The following is a 23,249-nucleotide window of genomic DNA, read 5'->3' as shown; positions in this document are numbered from 1 at the left end:
CGTGATTAAGGATGGCTTCGGCCATCCTTTTTTATTGCCGTTTTTAGGCTAAAATCGCGCGCACTTACTTATCATGGACACTTTGCTGCGGGAGGCAGGATGACTATCGGCTCGGCGAAATGGCTCGGTCTTGGCTATTTCACTTACTTTTTTTGCTACGGCATCTATCTGCCTTTCTGGGGCGTCTGGTTAAAAGAGACCGGCCTCGACGCGGAAAAAATCGGCCTGCTGTTGGGCTGCGGCATGGTGGCGCGCTTCATGGGCAGCCTGCTGATCGCTTCACAGGTCAAACATCCAGCGCAGCTGATTACCGCGCTGCGGCTGCTGGCGCTGATGACCTGCCTGTTCGCCGCCGGCTACTGGATAGGGCAGCAGTGGCTGTGGCTGCTCTTCGTTATGGTGGGCTTTAACCTCTTTTTCTCGCCGCTGGTGCCGCTCAGCGATGCGCTGGCCGCCACCTGGACGCAGCAGATCGGACTCAAATACGGGCCGGTGCGGCTGTGGGGATCGCTGGCGTTCGTTATCAGCTCCGCGCTGACCGGGCTGCTGGTGAACCACTGGTCCTCGCAGGCGATTCTGGCGCTGCTCTCCGTCGGCGTACTGGCGATGCTGGGCGGCATGCTGTTGCCGCCGCACACCCGACCGCAGGGTGAGGAGCGGCACAGCGCGGCGAGCGGCGGCTGGCAGGCGTGGCGCGATCTGCTGCGCGAGAACAGCGTGTGGCGCTTTATGCTGTGCGTTACGCTGATGCAGGGCGCGCACGCCGCCTATTACGGCTTCAGCGCCATCTGGTGGCAGCAGAGCGGCTATTCCGCTTCGGTGGTAGGCTATCTGTGGTCGCTCGGCGTGGTGGCGGAGATTGTGGTTTTCGCCCTGAGCAATCGCCTGTTTCGCCGCTGGCGCGCGCGCGATCTGCTGCTGCTCTCCGGCCTTTGCGCGCTGGCGCGCTGGACGCTGCTGGGCGCGACCGTTGAGCTGCCGTGGCTTATTGTGGGGCAGATCCTGCACTGCGGCAGCTTTACCGTCTGTCATCTGGCGGCGATGCGTTTTATCGCTGCGCGCCGCGGCCCGGACGTGATTCGGCTGCAGTCGATCTATTCAGCGCTGGCGATGGGCGGCGGCATTGCGGTCATGACCATGATTTGCGGCGTGCTGTTCGCGCATCTGCAGGGGCATCTCTTCTGGGTGATGGCGCTGGTGGCGCTGCCGGCGCTCTTCTTGCGGCCGCGCGCGGTTTAAGCCTCCAGCAGCGCCCGGATGCGCTGCTGCTGATGTTCGCTCAGCGGCAGCTCGGCGTGGATCAGCGGCGGCGAATAGAGCGGCAGCGAGGTGGCGTAAGGCGAGATCACCAGCGCGATCTCGCGCGGCGCGCCCTCGCGCTGAAAGTCGCTCATCTCCTGATATTTGATATTGATCGGCAGCAGCGAGATTTCACGGATTTGCTGCTCAATCTGCTGCTCAAGCCGGGCGTTATCGCCCGTCAGCAGCAATACCTGCTTCTCCTGTAGCGCGTTCTCCTGCATCAGCCAGGCGCCAAAGATCACCGCAATCAGGCTTACCTCCTCCTGACTAAAGCGTAAATCGTACGCGGTTTCGAAATCGCTCAGTGCCTGCTGCGTGGTACGCAGCAGGCGCGGATAGAGCTTAGTGACATCCAGCGCCACACTGTTATCAATACCGATGCTGAAATGAGCGCGATCCAGCGCCTGCGCCAGATGGGTATAAAGCTGCTCCGTCAGTTCCTCGGGCTCGTCGAAGCGCAGTTCGGCCAGCTGCTCGAAGGCGGCGACCAGTTGCCTGGTGGCCTGCATCAGCCGCTGGCTGCAGGGATGATCGAGCGCGTCAGGCGCTGGCGCGTGGATCAGGCTAAACAGCAGCGTCCAGAATTCCGCTTCGCTGATATGCGGCGCCAGGTGGCAGCGCTTTTGCCAGTGCAGAATGACGTCCATTGCCGCCTCACGCTCATACTTTTGCTGCAGCCAGGCAAGCTGACGCTCGTTGAACATCGCGGGCTGACGCTGCATCAGGCCATATTTCATAAAGATTTGCAGAAACAGCCGATCGCGCGCGCTGAAGTCGCGGCAGAGTTTCAGGCTGCAGTGCTGGATCAGCGCCTGCAGATTGGTTTCGTCGTAGAGCGCTTTCTCAATCTTCATCGCTTTCAGCCGCTGGCGCAGCGGCGCGGCGAAGTGGTCGCGCACGAAGTTTTCCGACAAGCGCAGCCCGCGCCGCAGCCAGTGCAGCAGGCAAAGTCGCCGATCCAGCTCGGTGCCGTGAATGCGAAAGCTGCCGTCCACCATATGATGCAGTTCCAGCTGGTGATAACGCTGTATCTCATCCCTGACATCTTCGATATCCTGTCGGGCGACAGCGGCCTCGACCCCGTTCAGCTGACAGAGTTTTTCGAGCGTAAGCGCGGGAGTGGGCAGATACAGTAGCAGCAGCAGATGACAACGACGCTGTGAACGGGTGAAGAGTGGTGCCGAAGAGGGAGCAGAACTCATCAGTCTAGATTCCAGCGGTCCGGTATTGCGCTAAGAATAGCCAATGGCAAATAAGGCCGCGGCTTTCGGCTGGTTTTTTGTGCAATGCTTCAGGACGGGTCACAATTTTTTTGTCATTCACCGGAGCGTTTAACCTGGTATGTCCTTTTTTAACCTCACAAGAAGCGCGCTTTTTACCTTACTGATGGCGCTGAGCGCCAGTAGCTATGCGCATCCGCACAGCTTTATCGACATGCAAACCGAACTGCTCGCCGACGGCGATGCGCTAACCGGGCTGAAAATGCGCTGGACCATGGACGAGATTACTTCGGCCGATCTGCTTTACGACGCAGGCGATGCAAAACCGGGCAGTGAGAGCTGGAAAAAGCTGGCGGCGGAGGTGATGGCGAACGTGCTGGGCCAGCACTACTTTTCCGAGGTCTGGCACAACGGCCAGCGCGTGAAATTCCTTAACCTGCCGAAGTCCTACGCGCTGTCGCGCAGCGGCAACAAAGCGGTGCTGGAGTTTGTGTTGCCGCTGGCAGAGCCGCCGCAGCTGGCCGGACAGCGTTTCGACATCCTGACGTTCGATCCCACCTATTTCGTCGATATGACCTATAGCGACGCCCGCGCCCTTAGCCTGCCCGCCGCGCTGCAGGACCGCTGCCAGGTGGCGCTGCAGACGCCGAAACCCGATAGCTCGCTGAAGCAGTACGCGCTGTCGCTCGATAAAGCCGACGCGCCGTCTGAGCAGATGGATCTGGGGCGTCAGTTTGCGCAAAAGGTAACGCTGACATGTCATTGATGTTTTCTCAACGCCGCGCGCGTCGCGTCTGGCCGCTGTGGCTGCTGGTCCTTGCGCTGGCGGCGGGCGCGTTGACGCTGTGGCAATACTGGCCACAAATTTTGCTGCAAAGCGCCATCTGGCAGAAAGGGTTGCATCAGCAGATGACCCAGCTGCTGCAGCAGGTTAAAACCGCGCCCGGGCAGGCTGGCGGCCTGCTGATGCTGTTCAGCCTGGCCTATGGCGTGCTGCATGCGCTGGGGCCCGGCCATGGCAAAGTGGTCATCACCACCTTCCTCGCGACCCATCCGGCGCGCCTCAATATCACGCTCAGGCTGACGCTGCTGGCGTCGCTGCTGCAGGGCAGCGTAGCCATTGTCCTGGTGACGCTGATGCTGGTAGTGCTGCAGACCTCTTCGCGCCAGCTGCATCTCAGCAGCTACTGGCTGGAGAAGGGCAGCTATCTGCTGGTGATCGGATTAGGGATATGGATCGGCGTGCGGGCACTGAAGACGCTGCTTCGTCAACTACGCCCGCGCTCGCCGATAACGATCCGCGCCCTGCGCGCCGCTCATCAGCACCACGCGCACTGCGGCTGCAGCCATGCGCATTTGCCGGATGCGCAGCAGGTCGCTGAGGCGGTCAGCGTGAAAACCCAGCTGCTGCTGGTGGCGTCAATGGGGCTGCGTCCCTGTTCGGGCGCAATCATGATGCTGCTCTTTTCACGCGTTATCGGCGTTTATCTCTGGGGCGTCCTGTCGGCAGTCGTGATGGCGCTGGGCACCGCCTTAACCATTTCCGCCATTGGCCTGCTGGTGCAGCGCGCTCGGACGCTGGCGCAGCGGCTGGGCGATGAAAGCCGCACGGCCTCGACGGCGGCGCTGGCGATGCCTTTGCTGGCGCTGATCGGCAGCGCGCTGCTGATCGCGGCGGGGCTGGCGCTGTGGCAAAGCGCTGCGCCCGGCGTCGGCGGCGGTCTTCGTCCGTTCGGCTAACAACCGCAACAGGGGACGCAAAAAATAGTATCTTGCGTCCTTGCTTTATTCCGCTTTGCTTATCTCAAATATTCACGCTTCGCTAATTGCAATATATTGCCGCTTGCTCTGGTGAAAATAGTTTTCTCGTCTACGCTAAATAACAACAACCACATGTATTGTCCCTTTATTAATATTGATTATTTAACGTTGTCTGTTGCGAGGAGAACCACCATGCACGAAACCCGGATTAATAATGGCACAACAGAAACCATTACTGAAACGCACGCGGGATTACCGTTAAAGCGTATTTCATGGAGCGCCGTATTCGCTGGCGTAATTGGCGCGCTGATTGTGCATATTTTACTGACGCTGCTCGGAACGGCGATTGGCGCCACTACTGTCGATCCGCAGCAGGAGCAAAATCCGCTGCAGCATCTTGGCACCGGCGCTCTGGTATGGACCGGTCTGAGCATGTTGATCGCCATGGCGGTGGGTAGCTATCTGGCGGGCCGTCTGGCGCAGCGTGAAGGCGCGCTGCATGGTCTGCTGATGTTTGGCCTGAGCACGTTATTTACTATCTGGCTGGCCGTTTCTCTTGCCAGCAGCCTGATCGGCGGCGCATTTAATATTATTGGCGCAGGCTTCCAGGCGGCAGGTAGCGGTATTTCCGCAGCGGCGCCGGCAGTGACCGACTTTGCCAAACAGAAGCTGCAGGAAAATAATATCAACCTCGATGATTTGCAGAATGAATTGACCACCACGCTGCGCCAGACCGGCAAGCCGGAATTGCAGCCGGAAAATTTACAGAAGGATGCGAATAGCGAAGCGAATAATGCCGAAAATCAGGCGAAAAATACCGCGCAAAATCCGCAGAACGCCGATACCGATATTACCAACTGGATTAGCGGCGTAATGAATCGTCATGCCGATACCCTGCAGGCGGCTGACCGCGACGCGCTGAAAAATATCATCAAGGCGCGCACCGGTAAGAGCGATCAGGAAGTTGAGCAGATCGTTAGCCAGACCGAACAGAGCTATCAGAAAGCGATGCAGCAGTATCAACAGCTGAAGCAGCAGGCAGAACAGAAAGCGCGCGAGGCGGCTGAGCAGGCTGCTGCGGCAACCGCGAAAGCGAGCTGGTACGCCTTCTTTATGCTGCTGATTGAAGCGGTGCTGGCTGGCGTGATGGGACGCATCGGTCGTCGCACTCAGCCGCGTCAGGTGCTGAGCCACGAACGTCGTTAAGATTGAGATTGAGTTAATAAAAAGGCGGCTGAAAAGCCGCCTTTAATTTTGTATGGTGCAGACGCGAATGGTATGAATCGATCGCAAAGTCGCTCAAGTCATCCCTGAGCGCTCGGCCCGCGCCATCCCTGGCGCGGGACGCTTTGCTCTTCGCTTCATACCATCCGCGTTTTTACATTTCCAGCGTGAGTTCGAGGCGGCTAAAAGCCGCCTTTTTCATCTTAGCGCTTCAGCGCTTCGCTCAGCTCGTCACGCATGCTGGAGAGCAGTGACTTCACCACGCGCGGGTTGCCCGCCACGATGTTGCCCGAGTGCATATAACCGTGACCGCCGGTAAAGTCGGTGACCAGACCGCCCGCTTCGCGCACCAGCAGTTCGCCGGCAGCAAAATCCCACGGCTTCAGGCCGATTTCAAAATAGCCATCAACGCGGCCGGCGGCGACGTAGGAGAGATCCAGCGCAGCGGAGCCGGTGCGGCGGAAGTCGGCGCACTGGGTAAACAGCTTCGTGACCACATTCATAAAGGCCGGCGCGTGCTGCTTGGTTTTGAACGGGAAGCCAGTGGCGAGAATCGTGCCGTCGAGATCGCGAGCGGTGCTGCCGCGCAGACGGTAACCGTTAAGCTGCGCGCCCTGACCGCGTACGGCGGTGAAGAGTTCGTTGCGCATCGGATCGTAAACCACCGCCACTTCGGTACGGCCTTTAATGCGTACGGCGATAGAAACAGAGAAGTGCGGCAGGCGTTTGATAAAATTGGTGGTGCCATCCAGCGGATCGATAACCCATTGAATGTCCTGATCGTCGCCCGGCAGTTCGCCACTCTCTTCAGTAATGATGGAGTGCTGCGGGTAGGATTTGCGAATCACTTCGATAATCAGTCGTTCTGCATCACGGTCAACATTGGTAACAAAGTCGTTGCTGCCTTTCTGGCTCGCTTCGACCGCGTCCGGGGTTTCATAATTCTTGGCAATCAGGTTGCCGGCCTTGCGCGCAGCGCGCACGGCGATGTTGAGCATCGGATGCATCGGTATCTCTCACTGGATGTTAAAGAACGAGGAAAAACGGCGCGGAGTATAGCAGCGCATTCTTTAAATGTCTCGACTTATGTTAGCATGCTGCCCATCATTTCCTCACTGACGCCAACTAATGCTGCAAAATATCCGAATCGTACTGGTGGAAACCTCTCACACCGGCAACATGGGCTCCGTGGCCCGCGCCATGAAAACCATGGGCTTAAGCAATCTTTATCTGGTTAATCCGCTGGTGAAGCCTGACTCGCAGGCGATCTCGCTGGCGGCGGGCGCCAGCGACGTGATCGGCGACGCGCAGATCGTCGATACGCTCGACGAGGCCATCGCTGGCTGTAGCCTGGTGGTCGGCACCAGCGCCCGCTCGCGCTCGCTGCCCTGGCCGATGCTCGATGCGCGCGAATGCGGCGTAAAAAGCGTGGAAGAGGGGCAGCAGGCGCCGGTGGCGCTGGTCTTCGGGCGCGAACGCGTCGGGCTGACCAACGAAGAGCTGCAGAAATGCCACTACCATGTCGCCATTCAGGCGAACCCGGAATACAGCTCGCTCAACCTGGCGATGGCGGTGCAGATCATCGCCTACGAGGTGCGGATGGCGTGGCTGGCGGCGCAGGAAAAAGCGCAGCCCGCGCCGGTATACGCCGAATCGCCATACCCGCTGGTAGACGATCTGGAACGCTTCTATCAGCATATGGAACAGATGATGCTGACCAGCGGCTTTATCCGCGAAGGCAACCCGGGACAGGTCATGAGCAAGCTGCGTCGCCTCTACACGCGCGCCCGTCCAGAGCGCGATGAGCTGAATATTCTGCGCGGCATGCTGGCCTCGTTTGAGAAGCGCAAAGGTGAAAAAGAGTAGTTGAGTAAATTACTCGGTTAAATAGTTGACCAAAATACTCGGGAATGTCAGACTTCGGCTATCTTTTGCTAATCCTCCGATAACCGGACGCTATTGAGGTAGTACGCTATGAGACTGACATCCAAAGGACGTTACGCCGTTACCGCGATGCTGGACGTTGCCCTGCATTCCCATCAGGGGCCGGTTCCGCTGGCTGATATTTCCGAGCGTCAGGGCATTTCGCTCTCCTATCTGGAGCAGTTATTCTCGCGTCTGCGTAAACATGGTCTGGTCGCCAGCGTGCGCGGTCCGGGCGGCGGTTATCTGCTGGGCAAAGAGTCCAGCGCGATTGCGGTAGGCGAAGTCATTACCGCCGTGGATGAGTCCGTCGACGCCACCAAGTGTCAGGGCAAAGAGGGCTGCCAGGGCGGCGAACGCTGCCTGACCCATGTGCTGTGGCGCGATCTTAGCGTGCGCATCAGCGATTTCCTGAACAACATTACGCTGGCCGAGCTGGTGAACAATCAGGAGATCCTCGACGTGGCGGACCGTCAGAATTCACAGGACAATCGTCGTTTCCAGAACAACCGCGTTCAGGAAATCAACGTCAATCTGCGCGCCTCCTGATCCCCTTTCTGTGCGGCCCTTACTGCTAACGCGGTGAGGGCCGAATCTGCTATAAAGACGTATGATTTTTGATACGGAGCTTTAGCGCAATGAAATTACCGATTTACCTGGATTACGCCGCGACCACGCCGGCCGATCCGCGTGTGGCCAGCAAAATGATGCAGTTCCTGACGCTGGACGGCACCTTTGGTAATCCGGCTTCGCGCTCGCACCGTTTCGGCTGGCAGGCGGAAGAGGCGGTTGACGTGGCGCGCAATCAGGTGGCGGAGCTGGTCAACGCCGATCCACGTGAAATCATCTTCACCTCCGGCGCGACCGAATCGGACAACCTCGCCCTGAAAGGCGCCGCGCATGCCCAGCGCGCGCGCGGTCAACATATCATCACCAGCCAGACCGAACATAAAGCCGTGCTCGACAGCTGCAAACAGCTGGAAAGCGAAGGCTTTACGGTGACTTATCTGACGCCGCCCGCCAACGGCATTATTACGCCTGACGCCGTGCGCGCCGCGCTGCGCGACGACACCGTGCTGGTGTCGCTGATGCATGTGAATAACGAAATCGGCGTGATTCAGGATATCGCCGCCATCGGCGAGCTGTGCCGCGCGCGCGATATTCTTTTCCACGTCGACGCCACCCAGAGCGTCGGCAAGCTGCCGATTGACCTGAGCGCGCTCAAGGTCGATCTCATGTCGTTCTCCGCCCATAAACTCTACGGCCCGAAAGGCATCGGCGCGCTTTACGTGCGACGCAAACCCAAAGTTACCATCGACGCGCAGATGCACGGCGGCGGACACGAGCGCGGCATGCGTTCCGGCACGCTGCCGGTGCATCAAATCGTCGGTATGGGCGAAGCTTTTCACCTCGCGCGCGAGGCGCAGGAAAGCGAGATGGCGCGCCTGGCGACGCTGCGCGCGCGACTGTGGCAGGGGCTGAGCGCGCTGGACGGCGTGCAGCTTAACGGCGATCTGGCGCAGAGCGCGCCCAATATTCTCAATATCAGCTTTGCTGGCGTCGACGGCGAGTCGCTGATTATGGCGCTGAAAGACCTGGCGCTCTCGTCGGGTTCGGCCTGCACCTCCGCCAGCATGGAACCCTCCTACGTGCTGCGCGCCATCGGCCTTGATGAGGCGCTGGCGCACAGTTCGCTGCGCTTTTCGCTCGGCCGCTTTACCACCGAAGAAGAGATCGACTACGCCATTGCGCTGGTGCAAAAGGTGGTCTCTCGCCTGCGCGCGCCGGTGTCTGCCTCACGTTAACGGCTGCGCCCTGTTCCGGGGAAATCCGGAAACGGCGCGCCTCCAGTTGGATCCGCTGGCGTCACCCGGCAATATCTGTTATCAGGTCTGACGTTTAACGGCTAAAGCCTGCGCTTCTGGCTGGATGATACTTATAACGCATATGGAGTTTCGCGATGACAACACAACCGATGAACATTACGCTGAGCCACCAGCCCGCTGATGCGCGCTGGGGCGAAAAAGCGATTCTGACCAGCAACGACGGCGGCATGACCATTCACCTGCACGGCGCGGATCAGCTCAATACTATCCAGCGCGCGGCGCGCAAGATCGACGGGCAGGGCATTCGCCACGTCGCGCTGAGCGGCGAAGGCTGGGATCTGGAGCCGTGCTGGGCGTTCTGGCAGGGCTATCGCAGTCCGAAAGGAGAGCGCAACGTCGTCTGGCCGACCCTGAACGAACAGGATCAGGCGGAGTTTTCCCGCCGTCTGCGCATTATCGACTGGGTGCGCGACACCATTAACCTGCCGGCGGAAGAGCTGGGTCCGGAAGATCTGGCGCACGGCGCTATCGATCTCATCAGGGAAGTCGGCGGCGAGGCGGTCAGCTATCGCGTTACGCGCGGCGACGATCTGCGCACGCAGGGCTATCTTGGCCTGCATACCGTTGGACGCGGCTCCAGCCGTCCGCCGGTGCTGCTGGCGCTGGACTACAACCCGACCGGCGACGACAGCGCGCCGGTGTACGCCTGCCTGGTCGGCAAAGGCATCACCTTCGATACTGGCGGCTACAGCCTGAAGCAGAGCGCCTTTATGGACTCGATGAAGTCCGACATGGGCGGCGCGGCGACCCTGACCGGCGCGCTGGCGCTGGCGATTTCGCGCGGCCTGAAGCAGCGCGTCAAACTGTTCCTTTGCTGCGCCGACAATATGGTCAGCGGCAACGCTTTCCGTCTCGGCGACATCATCCGCTACCGCAACGGCAAATCGGTCGAAGTGATGAATACCGATGCGGAAGGGCGTCTGGTACTGGCCGACGGCCTGATCGACGCCAGCGAACAGCAGCCGACGCTGCTGATTGACGCCGCGACGCTGACCGGCGCGGCGAAAACCGCGCTGGGCAACGACTATCACGCGCTCTTCACCTTTGACGACGTGCTGGCGCAGTCGCTGATGGGCAGCGCCACCAGCGAGAACGAGCCGTTCTGGCGTCTGCCGCTGGCGGAGTTCCACCGCAACCATCTGCCTTCGAATTTCGCCGATCTCAATAATATCGCCAGCGCGGCGCATTCGGCGGGCGCAAGCAGCGCGGCGGCGTTTCTGTCGCACTTCGTCACCCGTTATCAGGAAGGCTGGCTGCACATCGACTGTTCAGCGACCTATCGTAAAGGCGCGGTGGATCAGTGGTCGGCAGGGGCAACCGGCATTGGCGTGCGTACCTTGGCGAATCTGCTGCTCAAGTAAAGGATCCGGCGACGGCGTTGACCGTCGCCTTAGTGAGAAAGGCAAAACATGAACCGTCTTGAAGAGGTGCTGAAGCTGGCGGCAACCGAGCCGGCGCACCGTCCGGAGTTTTTTCAGCTGTTGCTGGCCGCCGACGTCTGGGTGCCGGGCGAAAGCACCGAGACGCAGTTCGCGGCGGATACGCCGGTCGATCTGCAACACTGGGAAAAAGAGGATGGCCGCAGCGTCATTCCGTTTTTTACCTCGCAGGAGGCGATGAGCGAAGCGATCGCGGGCGAACAGGCTTATCTGCGCCTGCCGGTGCGCACGCTGTTTGAGATGACGCGCGGCGAAACGCTGTTCCTGAATCCCAAACTGCCTACCGGCAAAGAGTTTTCTCCAGCGGAGATCGCCCATCTGCTGGGCGAAGAGGGCGACGCGCTAAGCCAGCAAACCGTGCTGGAAGGCGGCCACGCGCTACTGCTGTCGGAGGTGGAGACGCCGCCCGCGCAGATGATCGACTCGCTGACGCAGCTGTTCAGCAAATACAAACAGGTGCGCCGCGCCTTTATCGCCAGCATTCGCGAAAGCGCAGACCAGCAGCCAAATCTGCTGATCGGCATCGAAGCGGAAAGCGATATTGAAGCGATTATTCAGGCGGCGGGCAGCGTTGCGACCGATACGCTGCCGGACGACGCGCCGATCGATATCTGCGAAGTGGTGGCGGACGAGAAGGGCATCAGCCACTTTTTCACCGCCCACATTACCCCTTTTTACGAGCGTCGCTGGGGCAGTTTTCTGCGCGACTTCAAAGGCAGTCCGCGCATTATCTAATCGGGTGCGGCGCGATGCCGCACCTCGCAGTTACTTCTCGATCGGCAGATCGTCCCGGCTGCCCCATTCGCCCCAGGAGCCGTCATAGAGCGTGACGTCGCGCGCGCCCAGCACGGTCAGCGCCAGGATCACCACCACGGCGGTCACGCCTGAACCGCAGCTCGCTACCACCGGCTCATCCAGCTTCACGCCCGCTCGGGCAAAAACCGCGCGCAGCTCAGCTTCCGGCTTCAGGGCGCCGTTCACTACCAGATCGTTCCAGGGGACGTTCAGGCTGCGGGGAATATGGCCGCGATGCAGGCCCGGACGCGGCTCATCGACTTCGGCGTTGAAGCGGTTCGCCGCGCGCGCGTCGACGATCTGCGCGCCGCCCTCATGACTGATCAGCAGCACATCGGTCAGGCGCCGGACCTGCCCTTCATCGTATGTCGCCTCAAACTCCCCTTCCGGCAGCGCGACCTGGCCGGTCGCCAGCGGCAGACCCGCCGCTTTCCAGCCCTGCAGGCCGCCCGCCAGGATCGACACCTGCGCCACGCCGAACGCGCGCAGCATCCACCAGGCGCGCGGCGCAGAGAAGAGGTTGCCCTCGTCGTAGACCACCAGATGTTTGTCGCTGTGGACGCCCAGCTCGCGCATCGCCACGGCGAAACGTTCGGCGCGCGGCATCATATGGGGATAAGGGCTGGTGTGGTCGGAAAGCGCTTCAATATCGAAGAAAGGCGCGCCCGGCAGGTGGCCCGCCAGATACTCCGCCGTGATATTGCGCACGGCCTCCTGACCCGGCGGCAGCATGCGGGCGTCCAGCACCTGCACATTCTCATCGGCGTAGTGTTCATTTAACCAGTCGGCGGAGACAAATATGGCTGTCATTGCAACCTCTTCTTATCGTCAGGAAAAGCCCAGTGTCGGGGAATGTGAAGGCTATCTCAAGGGCGGCATTGCTAAAATCGCGGGTTTGCGGTGAAATTGCGCGGCGAAATTAACCCATCTGGGACGGGCGAGGGATTTACCATGGAAAGAGTTATCAAACGTCTGCTCGCTGGCGTCGCGCTGGGCGCAGCGCTACTGGGCGGCGGCACCTTTATGCTGGCCGCCGCAGAGCCTGCCGCGACGCAGCCAGCGGCGAAAGCGCTCTCGGTTATCGACTTCTCCGAGCTGCAGCTGGACGGCGCGGCCGCGCTGGTGCTGACCTTTAATACGCCGCTCGACGACAAACAGGATTTTGCCGCGCGCGTTGCGCTCATCGACGACAAAAGCGGTAAGGTCGACGGCGGCTGGGAGCTGGCGCAGAACGGCAAATCGCTGCGCTTTCGCCATCCGGAACCCTCGCGCAAGCTGACGGTCAGCGTTGAGGCCGGCCTGCGCGCCGCCAACGGCACCACCTTAGCCACGCCCTTTAGCCAGTCGCTGACCACGCGCGATATTCAGCCGATGGTCGGTTTCGCCAGCCGCGGCTCGCTGCTGCCGCTGCGTCTGACCCAGGGGCTGCCGGTACTGGCGCTCAACGTTGCGCGCGTCGACGTCGATTTCTTTCGCGTAAAAGCCGCCTCGCTAAACGATTTTCTCGCCCAGTGGAACTACGGCAACAATCTCTCTTACTGGTCGTCGCGCGAACTGCTTAATCACGCCGACCTCGTCTACACCGGGCGCTTTGACCTGAATCCGGCGCGCAACACGCGAGAGAAGCTGCAGCTGCCGCTGGCGGAGGTGGCGCCGCTGAAACAGCCAGGCGTCTATCTGGCGGTGATGAAACAGGCGGGCTCCTATAATTATACGCTGCCCGCCACGCTGTTTACCCTGAGCGATATCGGGCTGTCGCTGCATCGTTTCCCCGGCGAAATGGCGCTCTTTACCCAGAGTCTGGCGAGCGGCGCGCCGCTGGCTGGCGTCAGCGTGCAGCTGCTGGATGAAAAGGGAAAACAGCTCGCCAGCGGCGTCAGCGACGACAGCGGCTATCTGCGTCTGCCGACGCAGGCGAAAGGCAAGGTGTTAATCGCCACGCAAAAAGAAGAGACCTCGCTTATCGATCTCAATCTGCCGGCGCTGGATCTGGCGGAGTTTCCCGTCGGCGGCTCTCAGGGCTTCGACAAGCAGCTGTTCGTTTTCGGCCCGCGCGATCTCTATCGTCCCGGCGAAACGGTCATCGTTAACGCGCTGCTGCGTGATGCCGACGGCAAGCCGCTGCCCGCGCAGCCGCTGAAGGCGGAAGTGGTGCAGCCCAACGGCGAAGTGGCGCAAACCTTTCTCTGGCAGCCGGAGAACGGTTTCTATCAGCAGCGCTTTGCGCTGCCTTCCTCAGCGATGACCGGCGACTGGACGCTGCGCCTGAACAGCGGCGACAGCCAGCCGCGCAGCTGGACCTTTCACGTCGAAGATTTCCTACCGGAGCGCATGGCGCTGACGTTGCAAAACAGCGACAGCCCGCTGTCGCCTGACGACGACGTCGTTTTCAATATCGAAGGTCGCTACCTCTACGGCGCGCCTGCGGCGGGCAACGAACTGCAGGCGCAGCTAATGCTGCGGCCGGCGCGCGAAGCGGTCGCCGCGCTGCCGGGCTACCAGTTCGGCGACGAGATGGAGCAGGAGAGCAAACGCAACCTGGACGATATCGACGACACGCTGGACGACGAGGGCAAGCTGCAGCTGACGGTAGAGAGCGAGTGGGCGCAGATCCACTCGCCGCTTAACCTTATCCTGCAGGCGAGCCTGCTGGAGACGGGCGGCCGACCGGTCACGCGCCGCGTCACGCAGGCGATCTGGCCCGCGCCCGCGCTGCCCGGCATCCGGCCGCTGTTCAACAGCGAATCGGTCTATGACTACCGCTACGATCGTTACACCCAGCAGCCGACGGTGCCGGAGAACAGCATCGCCGACTTCGATATCGTCTATGCCAACAGCAAAGGGGAGAAGCTGGCGGCGAAGGATCTTGAGGTGCGACTGATCCACGAGCGGCGCGACTACTACTGGAGCTTCTCCGACAGCGAAGGCTGGCAGATGCGCCACGACGAAAAGGATCTGCAGGAGGACGCGCAGCGTATTTCGCTGGCCGCCGGCAGCAGTCGAAAGGTGAGTTTCCCGGTGGAGTGGGGCGCCTATCGCCTCGAAGTGCAGGCTGGCGAGAAGATTATCTCCAGCGTGCAGTTCCGCGCGGGCTACTGGTGGGAGGACAACACCAACGGCACCGGCGCGCTGCGGCCCGATCAGGTGAAGCTCAAACTGGATAAAATCGCGCTGCGGCCCGGCGAGACCGCCCATGTTCAGGTAGAGTCGCCAGCGGCGGGCAAAGGCTATCTGATGGTGGAGTCGAGCAGCGGCACCCTGTGGCGGCAGCCGATCGACGTGCCTGCGGGCGGCGCGACTATCGATGTGCCGCTTGACGCCAGCTGGAAGCGCCACGATCTCTACCTCAGCGCCATCGTGGTGCGCGACGGCGATAAGGCCAGCGGCGCCACGCCGAAGCGCGCCGTCGGGCTGCTGCCGCTGCCGATGGCGACCGACGCGCGTCGCCTCGATCTGACGCTGGACGCGCCGCTGAAAATTCGCCCTGAGCAGACGCTGAAGGTGAAGGTTAAAGCCAGCCGCGTCGGCGGCGAGCTGCCGCAGACTATCCAGGTGCTGCTGTCGGCGGTGGACAGCGGCGTACTGAATATCAACGATTACAAAACTCCCGATCCCTGGGAAGGGTTCTTTGGCCGCAAGCGCTACAATGCCGATCAGTATGACGTTTTTGGCCAGCTCATCGAAGGCGGCGGGCGACTGGCGACGCTGCGCTTCGGCGGTGACGGCGATGATGAAGCGTCGTCGCGCGGCGGCAAAAAGCCGCTCACCGAGGTTAATATCGTGGCGCAGCAGCTTCAGCCGGTCACGCTGGATAAAAACGGCGAGGGCACGCTGGCGCTGCCGATTCCGCAGTTCAACGGCGAGCTGCGCCTGATGGCGCAGGCGTGGAGCGCCGACAGCTTCGGTTCGACGGATCGAAAAGTGGTGGTGGCCGCGCCGCTGATCAGCGAGCTGGCGACGCCGCGCTTTATGGCGAGCGGCGATCAGGCGATGCTGGCGCTCGATCTCACCAATCTCACGGAACAGCCTCAGGCGCTGAAGGTCGATGTGCAGACTCAGGGTCAGATTGCGCTGAGTGGGGCCGCCTCGCACCGCGTTCAGCTGGCGAAAGGGGCGCGCGCCACGCTGCATATCCCGGTGAAGGCGCAGGGCGGTTTCGGCGAAGGCGCGGTGCAGGTGCGGGTCTCCGGCCTGGCGATCGCGGGCGAAGCGCTGGCCGACAGCCAGCGCAGCTGGAAAATCGGCGTGCGTCCGGCTTATCCGGCGCAAACGCTGAGCGTCGACGGCGTGATGCAGGCCGGGCAGAGCTGGCAGGTTCAGGCCGCCGCCCTTAGCGGGCTGCAGCCTGAAACGCTAAGCGGACAGCTCTCGCTCAGCAATCAGCCGCCGTTGAATATCGGCCACTATATCAGCGCGCTTTACGCCTATCCGTACGGCTGCCTCGAGCAGACCGCCAGCGGCATCTGGCCGTCGATTTTCACCAGTCAGGCGCAGCTCGCCGCGATGGGCATCAAAACCAGCAGCGACGAGGCGCGGCGCGCCGCCGTCGATACCGGCATCGCGCGGCTGGCAGGCATGCAGCGCGGCAACGGCAGCTTTGGCCTCTGGAGCAAAGAGAGCGAAGAGGAGTTCTGGCTGACCGCCTACGTCACCGATTTTCTGCTGCGCGCCAGCGAGGCGGGCTACAGCGTGCCGACGGAGACGATTGCGCGCGCCGACGAGCGCCTGCTGCGCTATCTGCAGGATCCGGCGCAGATCGAAACCCGCTGGAGCAGCAACGAGGAGGCGATGCGCTTTAGCGTGCAGGCCTATGCGGGCATGGTGCTGGCGCGTCAGCAGCAGGCGCCGCTCGGCGCGCTGCGCGCGCTCTATGAAAAGCGCGACAAGGCCAAATCGGGACTGGCGCTGGTGCAGCTCGGCGTGGCGCTGAAGCTGATGGGCGATTCGCAGCGCGCGCAGCTGGCGCTGGCGCAGGGCGTCGGCCTGACGCGCGAAGCAGACGGCTGGCTGGGCGATTACGGCAGCGCGCTGCGCGATCGCGCGCTGACGGTGGCGCTGCTGGCGGAAAACCAGCTGCTGCCGGAGATGCAGCCGGCGCTGCAGCAGGAGCTGGCGAAAGCGGCGTATGGCCAGACCTGGTTCTCTACCCAGGAGAATAATGCCCTGTTCCTGGCGGCGCGCACGCTGCAGCAGCATCAAGGCGAAGCCTGGCAGGCGACGCTGGCGGGCGACGCCCAGCCGCTGGCAGGCAGCGGCCCGCTGACGCAGGGCATGAACCAAAGCCAGCTGCAGCATGGCGTCACGCTGACCAACCGAGGCCAGGCGCCGCTCTACGGCGCGCTCAACGTCACGGGCTATCCGCTTGCCGCGCCGAAGCCGATGCACAACGTGCTCAATGTGACGCGCGAATACTTCACGCTCGACGGCAAACCGGCGGATCTGGATAACCTCAGCAGCGGCCAGCTGCTGGTGGTGCGGCTCAAGGTCTCCTCCAGCAAGCGCGTCAGCGACGCGCTGGTGGTCGATCTGCTGCCTGCCGGCCTGGAGCTGGAAAACCAGAACCTCAGCGACAGCAGCGCCAGCCTCGGCGACGGCGCGGATGCGCTGAAGGAGAGCATGATGGATATGCAGCAGGCGGATATCCGCCATATCGAGTTCCGCGACGATCGCTTTGTCGCGGCGCTGGCGCTGAGCGGCTACAAAACCGAGACGCTGCTCTATCTGGCGCGCGCGGTGACGCCGGGCAGCTATCGCCTGCCGCCGCCGCAGGTCGAGTCGATGTACGTGCCGGAGTGGCGCGCCGTGGGCGCGACGCCGGAGAAAATCAGTGTGCGTTAAGGCATGAAGCTGAAAGGCGGGCAAAAGCGGTGGCTCTGGCCGCCGCTTGTTTTTTTAGCGCTGGCGCTGGCGCTTTTCGGACTCGACCGGCTGTTTCCGCTGCCGCTGCGCGAGGTGCAGCCGGCGCGCGTGGTGGTCGCGGAAGATGGCACGCCGCTCTGGCGCTTCGCTGATAAGCAGGGCGTCTGGCGCTATCCGGTCACGACAGAGGAGGTCGCGCCCGCCTACCTTGAGGCGCTGCTCAACTACGAAGATCGCTGGTTCTGGCGTCATCCCGGCATCAATCCGATCGCCGTCCTGCGCGCGGCGGGGCAGAATCTGCGCGCTGGCGCCATCGTTTCCGGCGGCAGCACGCTGACTATGCAGGTGGCGCGCCTGATCGATCCGCAGCCGCGCAGCTTCTCCGGCAAGGCGGTGCAGGCGTGGCGGGCGTTGCAGCTGGAGTGGCACCTGTCGAAGCGCGAGATTCTGACGCTCTATCTCAATCGTGCCCCCTTTGGCGGCACGGTCGAGGGCGTGGGCGCGGCAAGCTGGATCTGGCTCGGTAAGCCGCCCTCGCAGCTGACGAAAGGCGAGGCCGCGCTGCTGGCGGTGCTGCCGCAGGCGCCTGGCCGCCTGCGTCCGGATCGCTGGCCGCAGCGCGCCGAGGCGGCGCGCAATAAGGTGCTGCAGCGCCTGGCTGAACACCGTGTCTGGCCGCAGCAGGAGGTCGACGAGATCCTGCAGGAGCCGGTCTGGCTGCCGCCGCGCCAGATGCCGCAGACCGCGCCGCTGCTGGCGCGCCGTCTGCTGTCGCTCTCGGCCGACGCTAAAATCGTCTCGACGCTGGATCTCTCGCTGCAGCGCGAGCTGGAAAATCTCGCCGCCGCCCTTAAGCCGCAGCTGCCGCCGCGCACCTCGCTGGCGATTCTGGTGGCGGATCACACCGATATGAAAGTACGCGGCTACGTCGGCTCGGTGGATTTTCGCGACGACAGGCGCTTCGGTCATGTGGATATGGTCGCCAGCGTGCGATCGCCCGGCTCGGTGCTGAAACCCTTTATCTACGGCATGGCGCTGGACGACGGGCTGATTCACGGCGAATCGCTGCTGCAGGACGTGCCGCGCCGCTTTGGCGACTACCGGCCAGGCAATTTTGACAGCGGCTTCCACGGGCCGGTCAGCGCCAGCGAAGCGCTGAAGCGATCGCTCAATCTGCCCGCCGTCCAGCTGCTGGACGCGCTTGGCCCAAAAAGCGTGACGGCGCGGCTGCGCAACGTGGGCCTGAATTTGCGCTTCCCGGCCGGCGCCGAGCCTAACCTGTCGCTGGCGTTAGGCGGAACCGGCGCGCGGCTGGATGAGCTGGTGGCGGCCTACAGCGCCTTCGCGCGCCAGGGCGACGCCGCGCAGCTGCGCTACCTCGGGGATCAGCCGCTGCGGCAGCGTCGCCTGCTGTCGCCGGGCGCGGCCTGGATCGTGCGGCGCATGCTGGCGGGCGACGCGCAGCCTGCCGCCAGCGGCGCGACGAGCGATATCGTGCCGCTGGCGTGGAAAACCGGCACCAGCTACGGCTATCGCGACGCCTGGACCATCGGCGTCACGCCGCGCTATCTCATCGGCGTCTGGGTCGGCAGACCGGACGCCACGCCGGTCGCGGGGCAGGTCGGCTTCGCCTCGGCGGTGCCGGTGATGCATCAGGTGGCGAACCTGCTGGCTGGCCATATGCCGATCGGCGGCACGCCGCGCGATCCGCGTCCCGCCTCGGTCAGCGCGCAGAGCATCTGCTGGCCCGGCGGCCAGCCGCTGCCCACAGGGGATGAAAACTGTCGCCAGCGCCGACAAAGCTGGGTGCTGAATCAGACCCTGCCGCCGACGCTGCTGGCGCCGGGCCAGGAAGGCGTGAACGGACTGCGGCTGCGCTACTGGCAAAACGCGCAGGGAAGGCGGGTGGCGGCGGACTGTCCCGGCGCCCAGAGCCGCGAACGGCTGCTGTGGCCGCTGCCGCTGGAGCCCTGGCTGCCCAGCAGCGAGCAGCGCGCGCAGCGTTTGCCGCCGGTCGACGCCGCCTGTCCACCGCTGCATCAGGGCAATGCGGCGCCGATGGTGATCACCGGCGTTATCAACGGCCAGCATCTGCAGCCGCTGCCCGGCAAAGCCGTGCTGATCGTGCCGGTGGCGGTGCAGGGCGGTCAGGGCGCGCGTCGCTGGTGGTTTTTAAACGGCGAGCCGGTAGAGCAGGGCGAGGAGAACAGCCGCGTACAGCTGGCGTTGCGCGATGCCGGCCCCTGTCAGTTGGTGGTGATGGATGAGGCGGGAGAGCTGGCGGCCGTTTCCTTTATCCGCGACTGAATGCGGCGCAATGCACATTATTTGCCTGCCTGCATCGACAAATATCAATAATTTTCAATAAATCATACGATAGCTAATAGGCAACGCCCGTTGATCTCCCTATAATCGGCGCGTTTTCTTACCGGGAGCGGGTTCCCGGTTTCTTCAGGATGCTAAAGACAGAGGTCAACATGGCAATCGAACGTACCTTCTCCATCATTAAACCAAACGCCGTTGCTAAAAACGTGATTGGCGCCATCTACAACCGTTTTGAAAGCGCTGGCTTCAAAATCGTTGGCGCTAAAATGCTGCAGCTGAGCAAAGAGCAGGCTGAAGGTTTCTACGCTGAGCACCAGGGCAAGCCGTTCTTCGACGGTCTGGTAGAGTTCATGACTTCTGGTCCGGTTGTGGTATCTGTGCTGGAAGGCGAAAACGCCGTTCAGCGTCACCGCGATCTGATGGGCGCGACCAACCCGGCGAACGCGCTGGCTGGCACGCTGCGCGCTGACTACGCCGACAGCTTCACCGAAAACGCCACCCACGGTTCTGACTCCGCTGAGTCTGCCGCGCGTGAAATCGCCTACTTCTTCGGCGAAAACGAGATCTGCCCGCGCACGCGTTAATCGCGTCGAGGCCAGCCGGAGCGCGCGCTTTACAAATTTCTCGCTAACGCGTCGCCCTCTACCCTGGCATCACACCGCAGATGTTGTACAATATCGCGCCCTTGTTGAGCTTGTCTCAGCAAGGGCGTCTTTTTTTTCTATCCTTAACCAGAGCCATAACGTGTAATAACGAGGCCAGAGAACATTATGTCCGAACTGATTGTGACGCCGTCGTCCGCTTCCCCCGTTGCTGTTGCCCCCAAAAGCGAAAAAATTAACCTGCTCGATCTTAACCGCCAGCAGATGCGCGAGCTCTTTCTCTCGATGGGCGAAAAGCCGTTCCGCGCCGATCAGGTGATGAAGTGGATGTATCACTACTGCTGCGACGATTTCGAGCAGATGACCGACATCAACAAGGTGCTGCGCGGCAAGCTGAGCCAGATCGCGGAAATCCGCGCGCCGGAAGTGGCGGAAGAGATGCGCTCCAGCGACGGCACCATTAAATGGGCGATACGCGTCGGCGATCAGCTGGTGGAAACCGTCTATATCCCGGAAGACGATCGCGCCACGCTTTGCGTCTCCTCGCAGGTGGGCTGCGCGCTGGAGTGCAAGTTCTGCTCGACGGCGCAGCAGGGCTTCAACCGCAACCTGCGCGTCTCCGAGATTATCGGCCAGGTATGGCGCGCGGCGAAGATTATCGGCGCCGCCAAAGTTACCGGCCAGCGTCCTATCACCAACGTGGTGATGATGGGCATGGGCGAGCCGCTGCTGAATCTCAACAATGTCGTGCCGGCGATGGAGATCATGCTGGACGACTTCGGTTTCGGCCTCTCAAAGCGTCGCGTCACCCTGTCGACCTCAGGCGTGGTGCCGGCGCTGGATAAGCTCGGCGATATGATCGACGTTGCGCTGGCGATTTCGCTGCATGCGCCGAACGACAAGCTGCGCGACGATATCGTGCCGATTAACAAAAAGTACAATATCGAGATGTTCCTCGGCGCGGTGAAGCGCTATCTGGCGAAGTCGAACGCCAATCAGGGACGCGTTACCATCGAATATGTGATGCTGGACCACGTGAACGACAGCACCGACGATGCGCACGAGCTGGCGGCGCTGTTGAAAGATACGCCGAGCAAGATCAACCTGATCCCCTGGAACCCCTTCCCGGGCGCGCCTTACGGCCGTAGCTCTAACAGCCGCGTTGACCGCTTCGCTAAAGTATTGATGGAATACGGATTTACTACTATCGTGCGTAAAACGCGCGGCGACGATATCGATGCGGCCTGCGGGCAGCTGGCGGGCGATGTGATTGACCGCACCAAGCGTACCATGCGTAAAAAAATGGCGGGCGAAGCCATATCTGTGAAGGCGCTCTGAAACCGGGAACAGATCGTTTTGACCGGGTCGCGACGCGTGGCAGGCTGCTGCCACGCAATCTCTCTTGCGACCAGGAGAACGAAATGGGTAAAGGATTACCGGCCAGCCTGCTGGCCCTGATTGTTGTAACCGGGTGTGTCAGCCAGCCGCCGCATTCTGGCGCGGCGGAAACGCGTCTGGCGCTGGGAATGCACTATCTGGCGGCGGAGGATTACGCCAACGCGCGCCGCAACTTCCAGCGGGCACAGGCCTCCGCGCCCCGCGACTATCGAATGGCCCTGGCGCTGGCGCGCCTGGCGGAGAAACAGGGCCGTCGCGATGAGGCGGCGCGCAGCTACCAACAGGCGCAGCGGCTGGCGCCGGCAAATGGCTTTGTCGCTAACAATTACGGTGCGTTTCTCTGCGCTTTAGGGCAGTATGACGAAGCGCATCAACAGTTTAAGCAGGCGATGAGCGCATCGGAAAATGAAGCGCGCATCGATGCGTGGGAACTGTCGGGATATTGCTATCTTCAGGCAGACGAGACGCTGGCCGCGCGAGCGGCGCTGAGTCGGGCGCTGGAGGCGGATCGCGCGAAAGGCGACGCTCTGCTGGACGAGGCGGAAAAACAACGTCTCCTCTCTCCGGCGCGTGCTCTACTGTTAATAGAGCTTTATCAGCAATATCTGCCTGCTACGGCGCGCAGCTTAGAGTTACAGATACGTTTCGCCGCGCAACAGGGAAACGCTGCTGACGTTACACGTTATGGCGACCGGTTGGCGCGAAGTTTTCCACAATCGATACAGTACCAGCGTTATTTAGCTAATGAATACTGAAGCCACTCAAGACAACTCTGCAGTACATTCCACAGGTGAACGCCTGCGTCTGGCCCGTGAGCAAATGGGGCTGACTCAGCAAAACGTGGCTGAACGCCTGTGCCTGAAACTTACGACCGTACGCGATATCGAAGAGGACAAAGCGCCTGCCGATCTGGCGTCGACCTTTTTGCGTGGATACATCCGCTCCTATGCGCGTCTGGTGCACATTCCTGAAGAGGAACTGCTGCCGATGATGGCGAAGCAGACCCCGGTGCGTGCGGCCAAAATCGAACCGATGCAGCACTTCTCGCTGGGCAAACGCCGCAAGAAACGCGACGGCTGGCTGATGATTTTCACCTGGCTGGTGCTTTTCGTGGTGGTGGGCCTGACCGGCGCCTGGTGGTGGCAAAACCATAAGGCGTCGCAGGAGGATCTGGTCTCGATGGCCGATCAAAACGGCAGCAGCGGCGACGCGAGCCAGTCTATTCCGCTCGACGGCGGCGCCAGCGACGAGACGGCGGCGCCTGCCGCGCCGGACGAAACCAACAGCGCGGACGCCAGCGCGGCGGCGCCTGCCGCCAGCCAGCCGTCCAGCACCGCGCCCGCCCACAGCGCCGCTCACAGCGCGGCGCCGGCCCCCCCGTCGGCCAACACCGCCGTGGTGTCCCCGAGCCACGCCCCGGTCGATAACGCGGCCAGCCCGACGGCCCCCGCCGGTCCGCCGCCGACCAGCCGCCCTCCCGTTGGCCAAGCGGCAGCCGACCCTCATCCCGTGGTC

The 23,249-nt window shown here is 62.1% G+C and carries 18 protein-coding genes; 15 read left to right on the top strand and 3 right to left on the bottom strand.

The features are described 5' to 3' along the window. The first annotated feature begins 99 nt into the window (after positions 1 to 99). Positions 100 to 1,239 (top strand): 3-phenylpropionate MFS transporter, encoded by a 1,140-nt coding sequence (locus tag B3229_RS15900; RefSeq protein ID WP_048783994.1) that lies wholly within the window; start codon positions 100 to 102, stop codon positions 1,237 to 1,239. On the opposite strand, the gene csiE is transcribed toward B3229_RS15900, so the two are convergent. After that, positions 1,236 to 2,504 (bottom strand): stationary phase inducible protein CsiE, encoded by a 1,269-nt coding sequence (csiE, locus tag B3229_RS15895; protein ID WP_286872337.1) that lies wholly within the window; start codon positions 2,502 to 2,504, stop codon positions 1,236 to 1,238. The genes B3229_RS15900 and csiE overlap by 4 nt on opposite strands. Positions 2,505 to 2,643: 139 nt before the next feature. On the opposite strand from csiE, the gene B3229_RS15890 reads away from it, so the two are divergent. From B3229_RS15890 to B3229_RS15880, 3 genes are all read left to right on the top strand, one after another. Next, positions 2,644 to 3,288 carry a DUF1007 family protein gene (locus tag B3229_RS15890; protein WP_286872335.1) on the top strand — a complete coding sequence of 215 codons (645 nt, stop codon included), beginning with the start codon at positions 2,644 to 2,646 and terminating at the stop codon, positions 3,286 to 3,288. Next, positions 3,279 to 4,262 (top strand): nickel/cobalt transporter, encoded by a 984-nt coding sequence (locus tag B3229_RS15885; protein ID WP_286872332.1) that lies wholly within the window; start codon positions 3,279 to 3,281, stop codon positions 4,260 to 4,262. The genes B3229_RS15890 and B3229_RS15885 overlap by 10 nt, the downstream gene beginning before the upstream one ends. Positions 4,263 to 4,475: 213 nt before the next feature. Next, the gene (locus B3229_RS15880; protein ID WP_048783985.1) at positions 4,476 to 5,489 is read left to right on the top strand and encodes a TIGR04086 family membrane protein; all 1,014 of its coding nucleotides are present in this window, start codon (positions 4,476 to 4,478) and stop codon (positions 5,487 to 5,489) included. 221 nt (positions 5,490 to 5,710) lie between these two features. Here the strand turns inward: B3229_RS15880 and suhB are convergent, their stop codons facing one another. Then, complete coding sequence (gene suhB / locus B3229_RS15875) at positions 5,711 to 6,514, bottom strand: inositol-1-monophosphatase (RefSeq protein WP_048783983.1); 804 nt, start codon at positions 6,512 to 6,514, stop codon at positions 5,711 to 5,713. Positions 6,515 to 6,635: 121 nt separating this feature from the next. Between suhB and trmJ the strand changes: the two genes are divergently transcribed. From trmJ to sseB, 5 genes are all read left to right on the top strand, one after another. Then, positions 6,636 to 7,373, top strand: coding sequence for a tRNA (cytosine(32)/uridine(32)-2'-O)-methyltransferase TrmJ (trmJ, locus tag B3229_RS15870; protein ID WP_048783981.1), 738 nt, complete (start codon positions 6,636 to 6,638; stop codon positions 7,371 to 7,373). A 108-nt stretch (positions 7,374 to 7,481) separates the two neighbouring features. Beyond that, on the top strand, positions 7,482 to 7,979 hold the full coding sequence (gene iscR / locus B3229_RS15865; RefSeq protein WP_033753949.1) for a Fe-S cluster assembly transcriptional regulator IscR: 498 nt from the start codon (positions 7,482 to 7,484) through the stop codon (positions 7,977 to 7,979). Between the two features lie 89 nt (positions 7,980 to 8,068). Then, the gene (locus B3229_RS15860) at positions 8,069 to 9,235 is read left to right on the top strand and encodes an IscS subfamily cysteine desulfurase (protein WP_286872325.1); all 1,167 of its coding nucleotides are present in this window, start codon (positions 8,069 to 8,071) and stop codon (positions 9,233 to 9,235) included. Positions 9,236 to 9,390: 155 nt separating this feature from the next. After that, positions 9,391 to 10,677 (top strand): aminopeptidase PepB, encoded by a 1,287-nt coding sequence (pepB, locus tag B3229_RS15855; RefSeq protein ID WP_286872322.1) that lies wholly within the window; start codon positions 9,391 to 9,393, stop codon positions 10,675 to 10,677. Between the two features lie 48 nt (positions 10,678 to 10,725). After that, on the top strand, positions 10,726 to 11,490 hold the full coding sequence (gene sseB, locus B3229_RS15850; protein ID WP_048783974.1) for an enhanced serine sensitivity protein SseB: 765 nt from the start codon (positions 10,726 to 10,728) through the stop codon (positions 11,488 to 11,490). Between the two features lie 30 nt (positions 11,491 to 11,520). Here sseB and sseA read toward each other — a convergent pair whose 3' ends face one another. After that, a complete protein-coding gene (gene sseA / locus B3229_RS15845; RefSeq protein WP_048783972.1) occupies positions 11,521 to 12,360 on the bottom strand; it encodes a 3-mercaptopyruvate sulfurtransferase in 840 nt (279 codons plus the stop codon). Positions 12,361 to 12,501: 141 nt separating this feature from the next. Between sseA and B3229_RS15840 the strand changes: the two genes are divergently transcribed. From B3229_RS15840 to rodZ, 6 genes are all read left to right on the top strand, one after another. Further along, positions 12,502 to 17,388: an alpha-2-macroglobulin family protein gene (locus B3229_RS15840; RefSeq protein ID WP_286872319.1), complete on the top strand. Its 4,887-nt coding sequence runs from the start codon at positions 12,502 to 12,504 to the stop codon at positions 17,386 to 17,388. A 3-nt stretch (positions 17,389 to 17,391) separates the two neighbouring features. Beyond that, the gene (pbpC, locus tag B3229_RS15835) at positions 17,392 to 19,716 is read left to right on the top strand and encodes a peptidoglycan glycosyltransferase PbpC (protein WP_286872317.1); all 2,325 of its coding nucleotides are present in this window, start codon (positions 17,392 to 17,394) and stop codon (positions 19,714 to 19,716) included. A gap of 170 nt (positions 19,717 to 19,886) precedes the next feature. Then, positions 19,887 to 20,318, top strand: coding sequence for a nucleoside-diphosphate kinase (gene ndk, locus B3229_RS15830; protein ID WP_003848684.1), 432 nt, complete (start codon positions 19,887 to 19,889; stop codon positions 20,316 to 20,318). A gap of 186 nt (positions 20,319 to 20,504) precedes the next feature. Continuing rightward, the gene (locus B3229_RS15825; RefSeq protein ID WP_033753922.1) at positions 20,505 to 21,674 is read left to right on the top strand and encodes a bifunctional tRNA (adenosine(37)-C2)-methyltransferase TrmG/ribosomal RNA large subunit methyltransferase RlmN; all 1,170 of its coding nucleotides are present in this window, start codon (positions 20,505 to 20,507) and stop codon (positions 21,672 to 21,674) included. Between the two features lie 83 nt (positions 21,675 to 21,757). After that, a complete protein-coding gene (gene pilW / locus B3229_RS15820; RefSeq protein ID WP_286872312.1) occupies positions 21,758 to 22,489 on the top strand; it encodes a type IV pilus biogenesis/stability protein PilW in 732 nt (243 codons plus the stop codon). Further along, a partial coding sequence (rodZ, locus tag B3229_RS15815) for a cytoskeleton protein RodZ (protein WP_286872310.1) occupies positions 22,479 to 23,249 on the top strand: 771 nt, incomplete at its 3' end. The genes pilW and rodZ, both read left to right, overlap by 11 nt.

The organism is Pantoea sp. UBA5035 (assembly GCF_002415245.1).
In the GTDB taxonomy this organism is placed as follows: domain Bacteria; phylum Pseudomonadota; class Gammaproteobacteria; order Enterobacterales; family Enterobacteriaceae; genus Pantoea; species Pantoea septica.
Note: the sequence above shows the minus strand (reverse complement) of the source record. Positions and strands in the feature narration are given on the sequence as shown.

Coding starts and splice junctions, on each gene's coding strand:
- B3229_RS15900 (WP_048783994.1), top strand. CDS start 100: ATGACTATCGGCTCGGCGAAATGGCTCGGTCTTGGCTATTTCACTTAC.
- csiE (WP_286872337.1), bottom strand. CDS start 2,504: ATGAGTTCTGCTCCCTCTTCGGCACCACTCTTCACCCGTTCACAGCGT.
- B3229_RS15890 (WP_286872335.1), top strand. CDS start 2,644: ATGTCCTTTTTTAACCTCACAAGAAGCGCGCTTTTTACCTTACTGATG.
- B3229_RS15885 (WP_286872332.1), top strand. CDS start 3,279: ATGTCATTGATGTTTTCTCAACGCCGCGCGCGTCGCGTCTGGCCGCTG.
- B3229_RS15880 (WP_048783985.1), top strand. CDS start 4,476: ATGCACGAAACCCGGATTAATAATGGCACAACAGAAACCATTACTGAA.
- suhB (WP_048783983.1), bottom strand. CDS start 6,514: ATGCATCCGATGCTCAACATCGCCGTGCGCGCTGCGCGCAAGGCCGGC.
- trmJ (WP_048783981.1), top strand. CDS start 6,636: ATGCTGCAAAATATCCGAATCGTACTGGTGGAAACCTCTCACACCGGC.
- iscR (WP_033753949.1), top strand. CDS start 7,482: ATGAGACTGACATCCAAAGGACGTTACGCCGTTACCGCGATGCTGGAC.
- B3229_RS15860 (WP_286872325.1), top strand. CDS start 8,069: ATGAAATTACCGATTTACCTGGATTACGCCGCGACCACGCCGGCCGAT.
- pepB (WP_286872322.1), top strand. CDS start 9,391: ATGACAACACAACCGATGAACATTACGCTGAGCCACCAGCCCGCTGAT.
- sseB (WP_048783974.1), top strand. CDS start 10,726: ATGAACCGTCTTGAAGAGGTGCTGAAGCTGGCGGCAACCGAGCCGGCG.
- sseA (WP_048783972.1), bottom strand. CDS start 12,360: ATGACAGCCATATTTGTCTCCGCCGACTGGTTAAATGAACACTACGCC.
- B3229_RS15840 (WP_286872319.1), top strand. CDS start 12,502: ATGGAAAGAGTTATCAAACGTCTGCTCGCTGGCGTCGCGCTGGGCGCA.
- pbpC (WP_286872317.1), top strand. CDS start 17,392: ATGAAGCTGAAAGGCGGGCAAAAGCGGTGGCTCTGGCCGCCGCTTGTT.
- ndk (WP_003848684.1), top strand. CDS start 19,887: ATGGCAATCGAACGTACCTTCTCCATCATTAAACCAAACGCCGTTGCT.
- B3229_RS15825 (WP_033753922.1), top strand. CDS start 20,505: ATGTCCGAACTGATTGTGACGCCGTCGTCCGCTTCCCCCGTTGCTGTT.
- pilW (WP_286872312.1), top strand. CDS start 21,758: ATGGGTAAAGGATTACCGGCCAGCCTGCTGGCCCTGATTGTTGTAACC.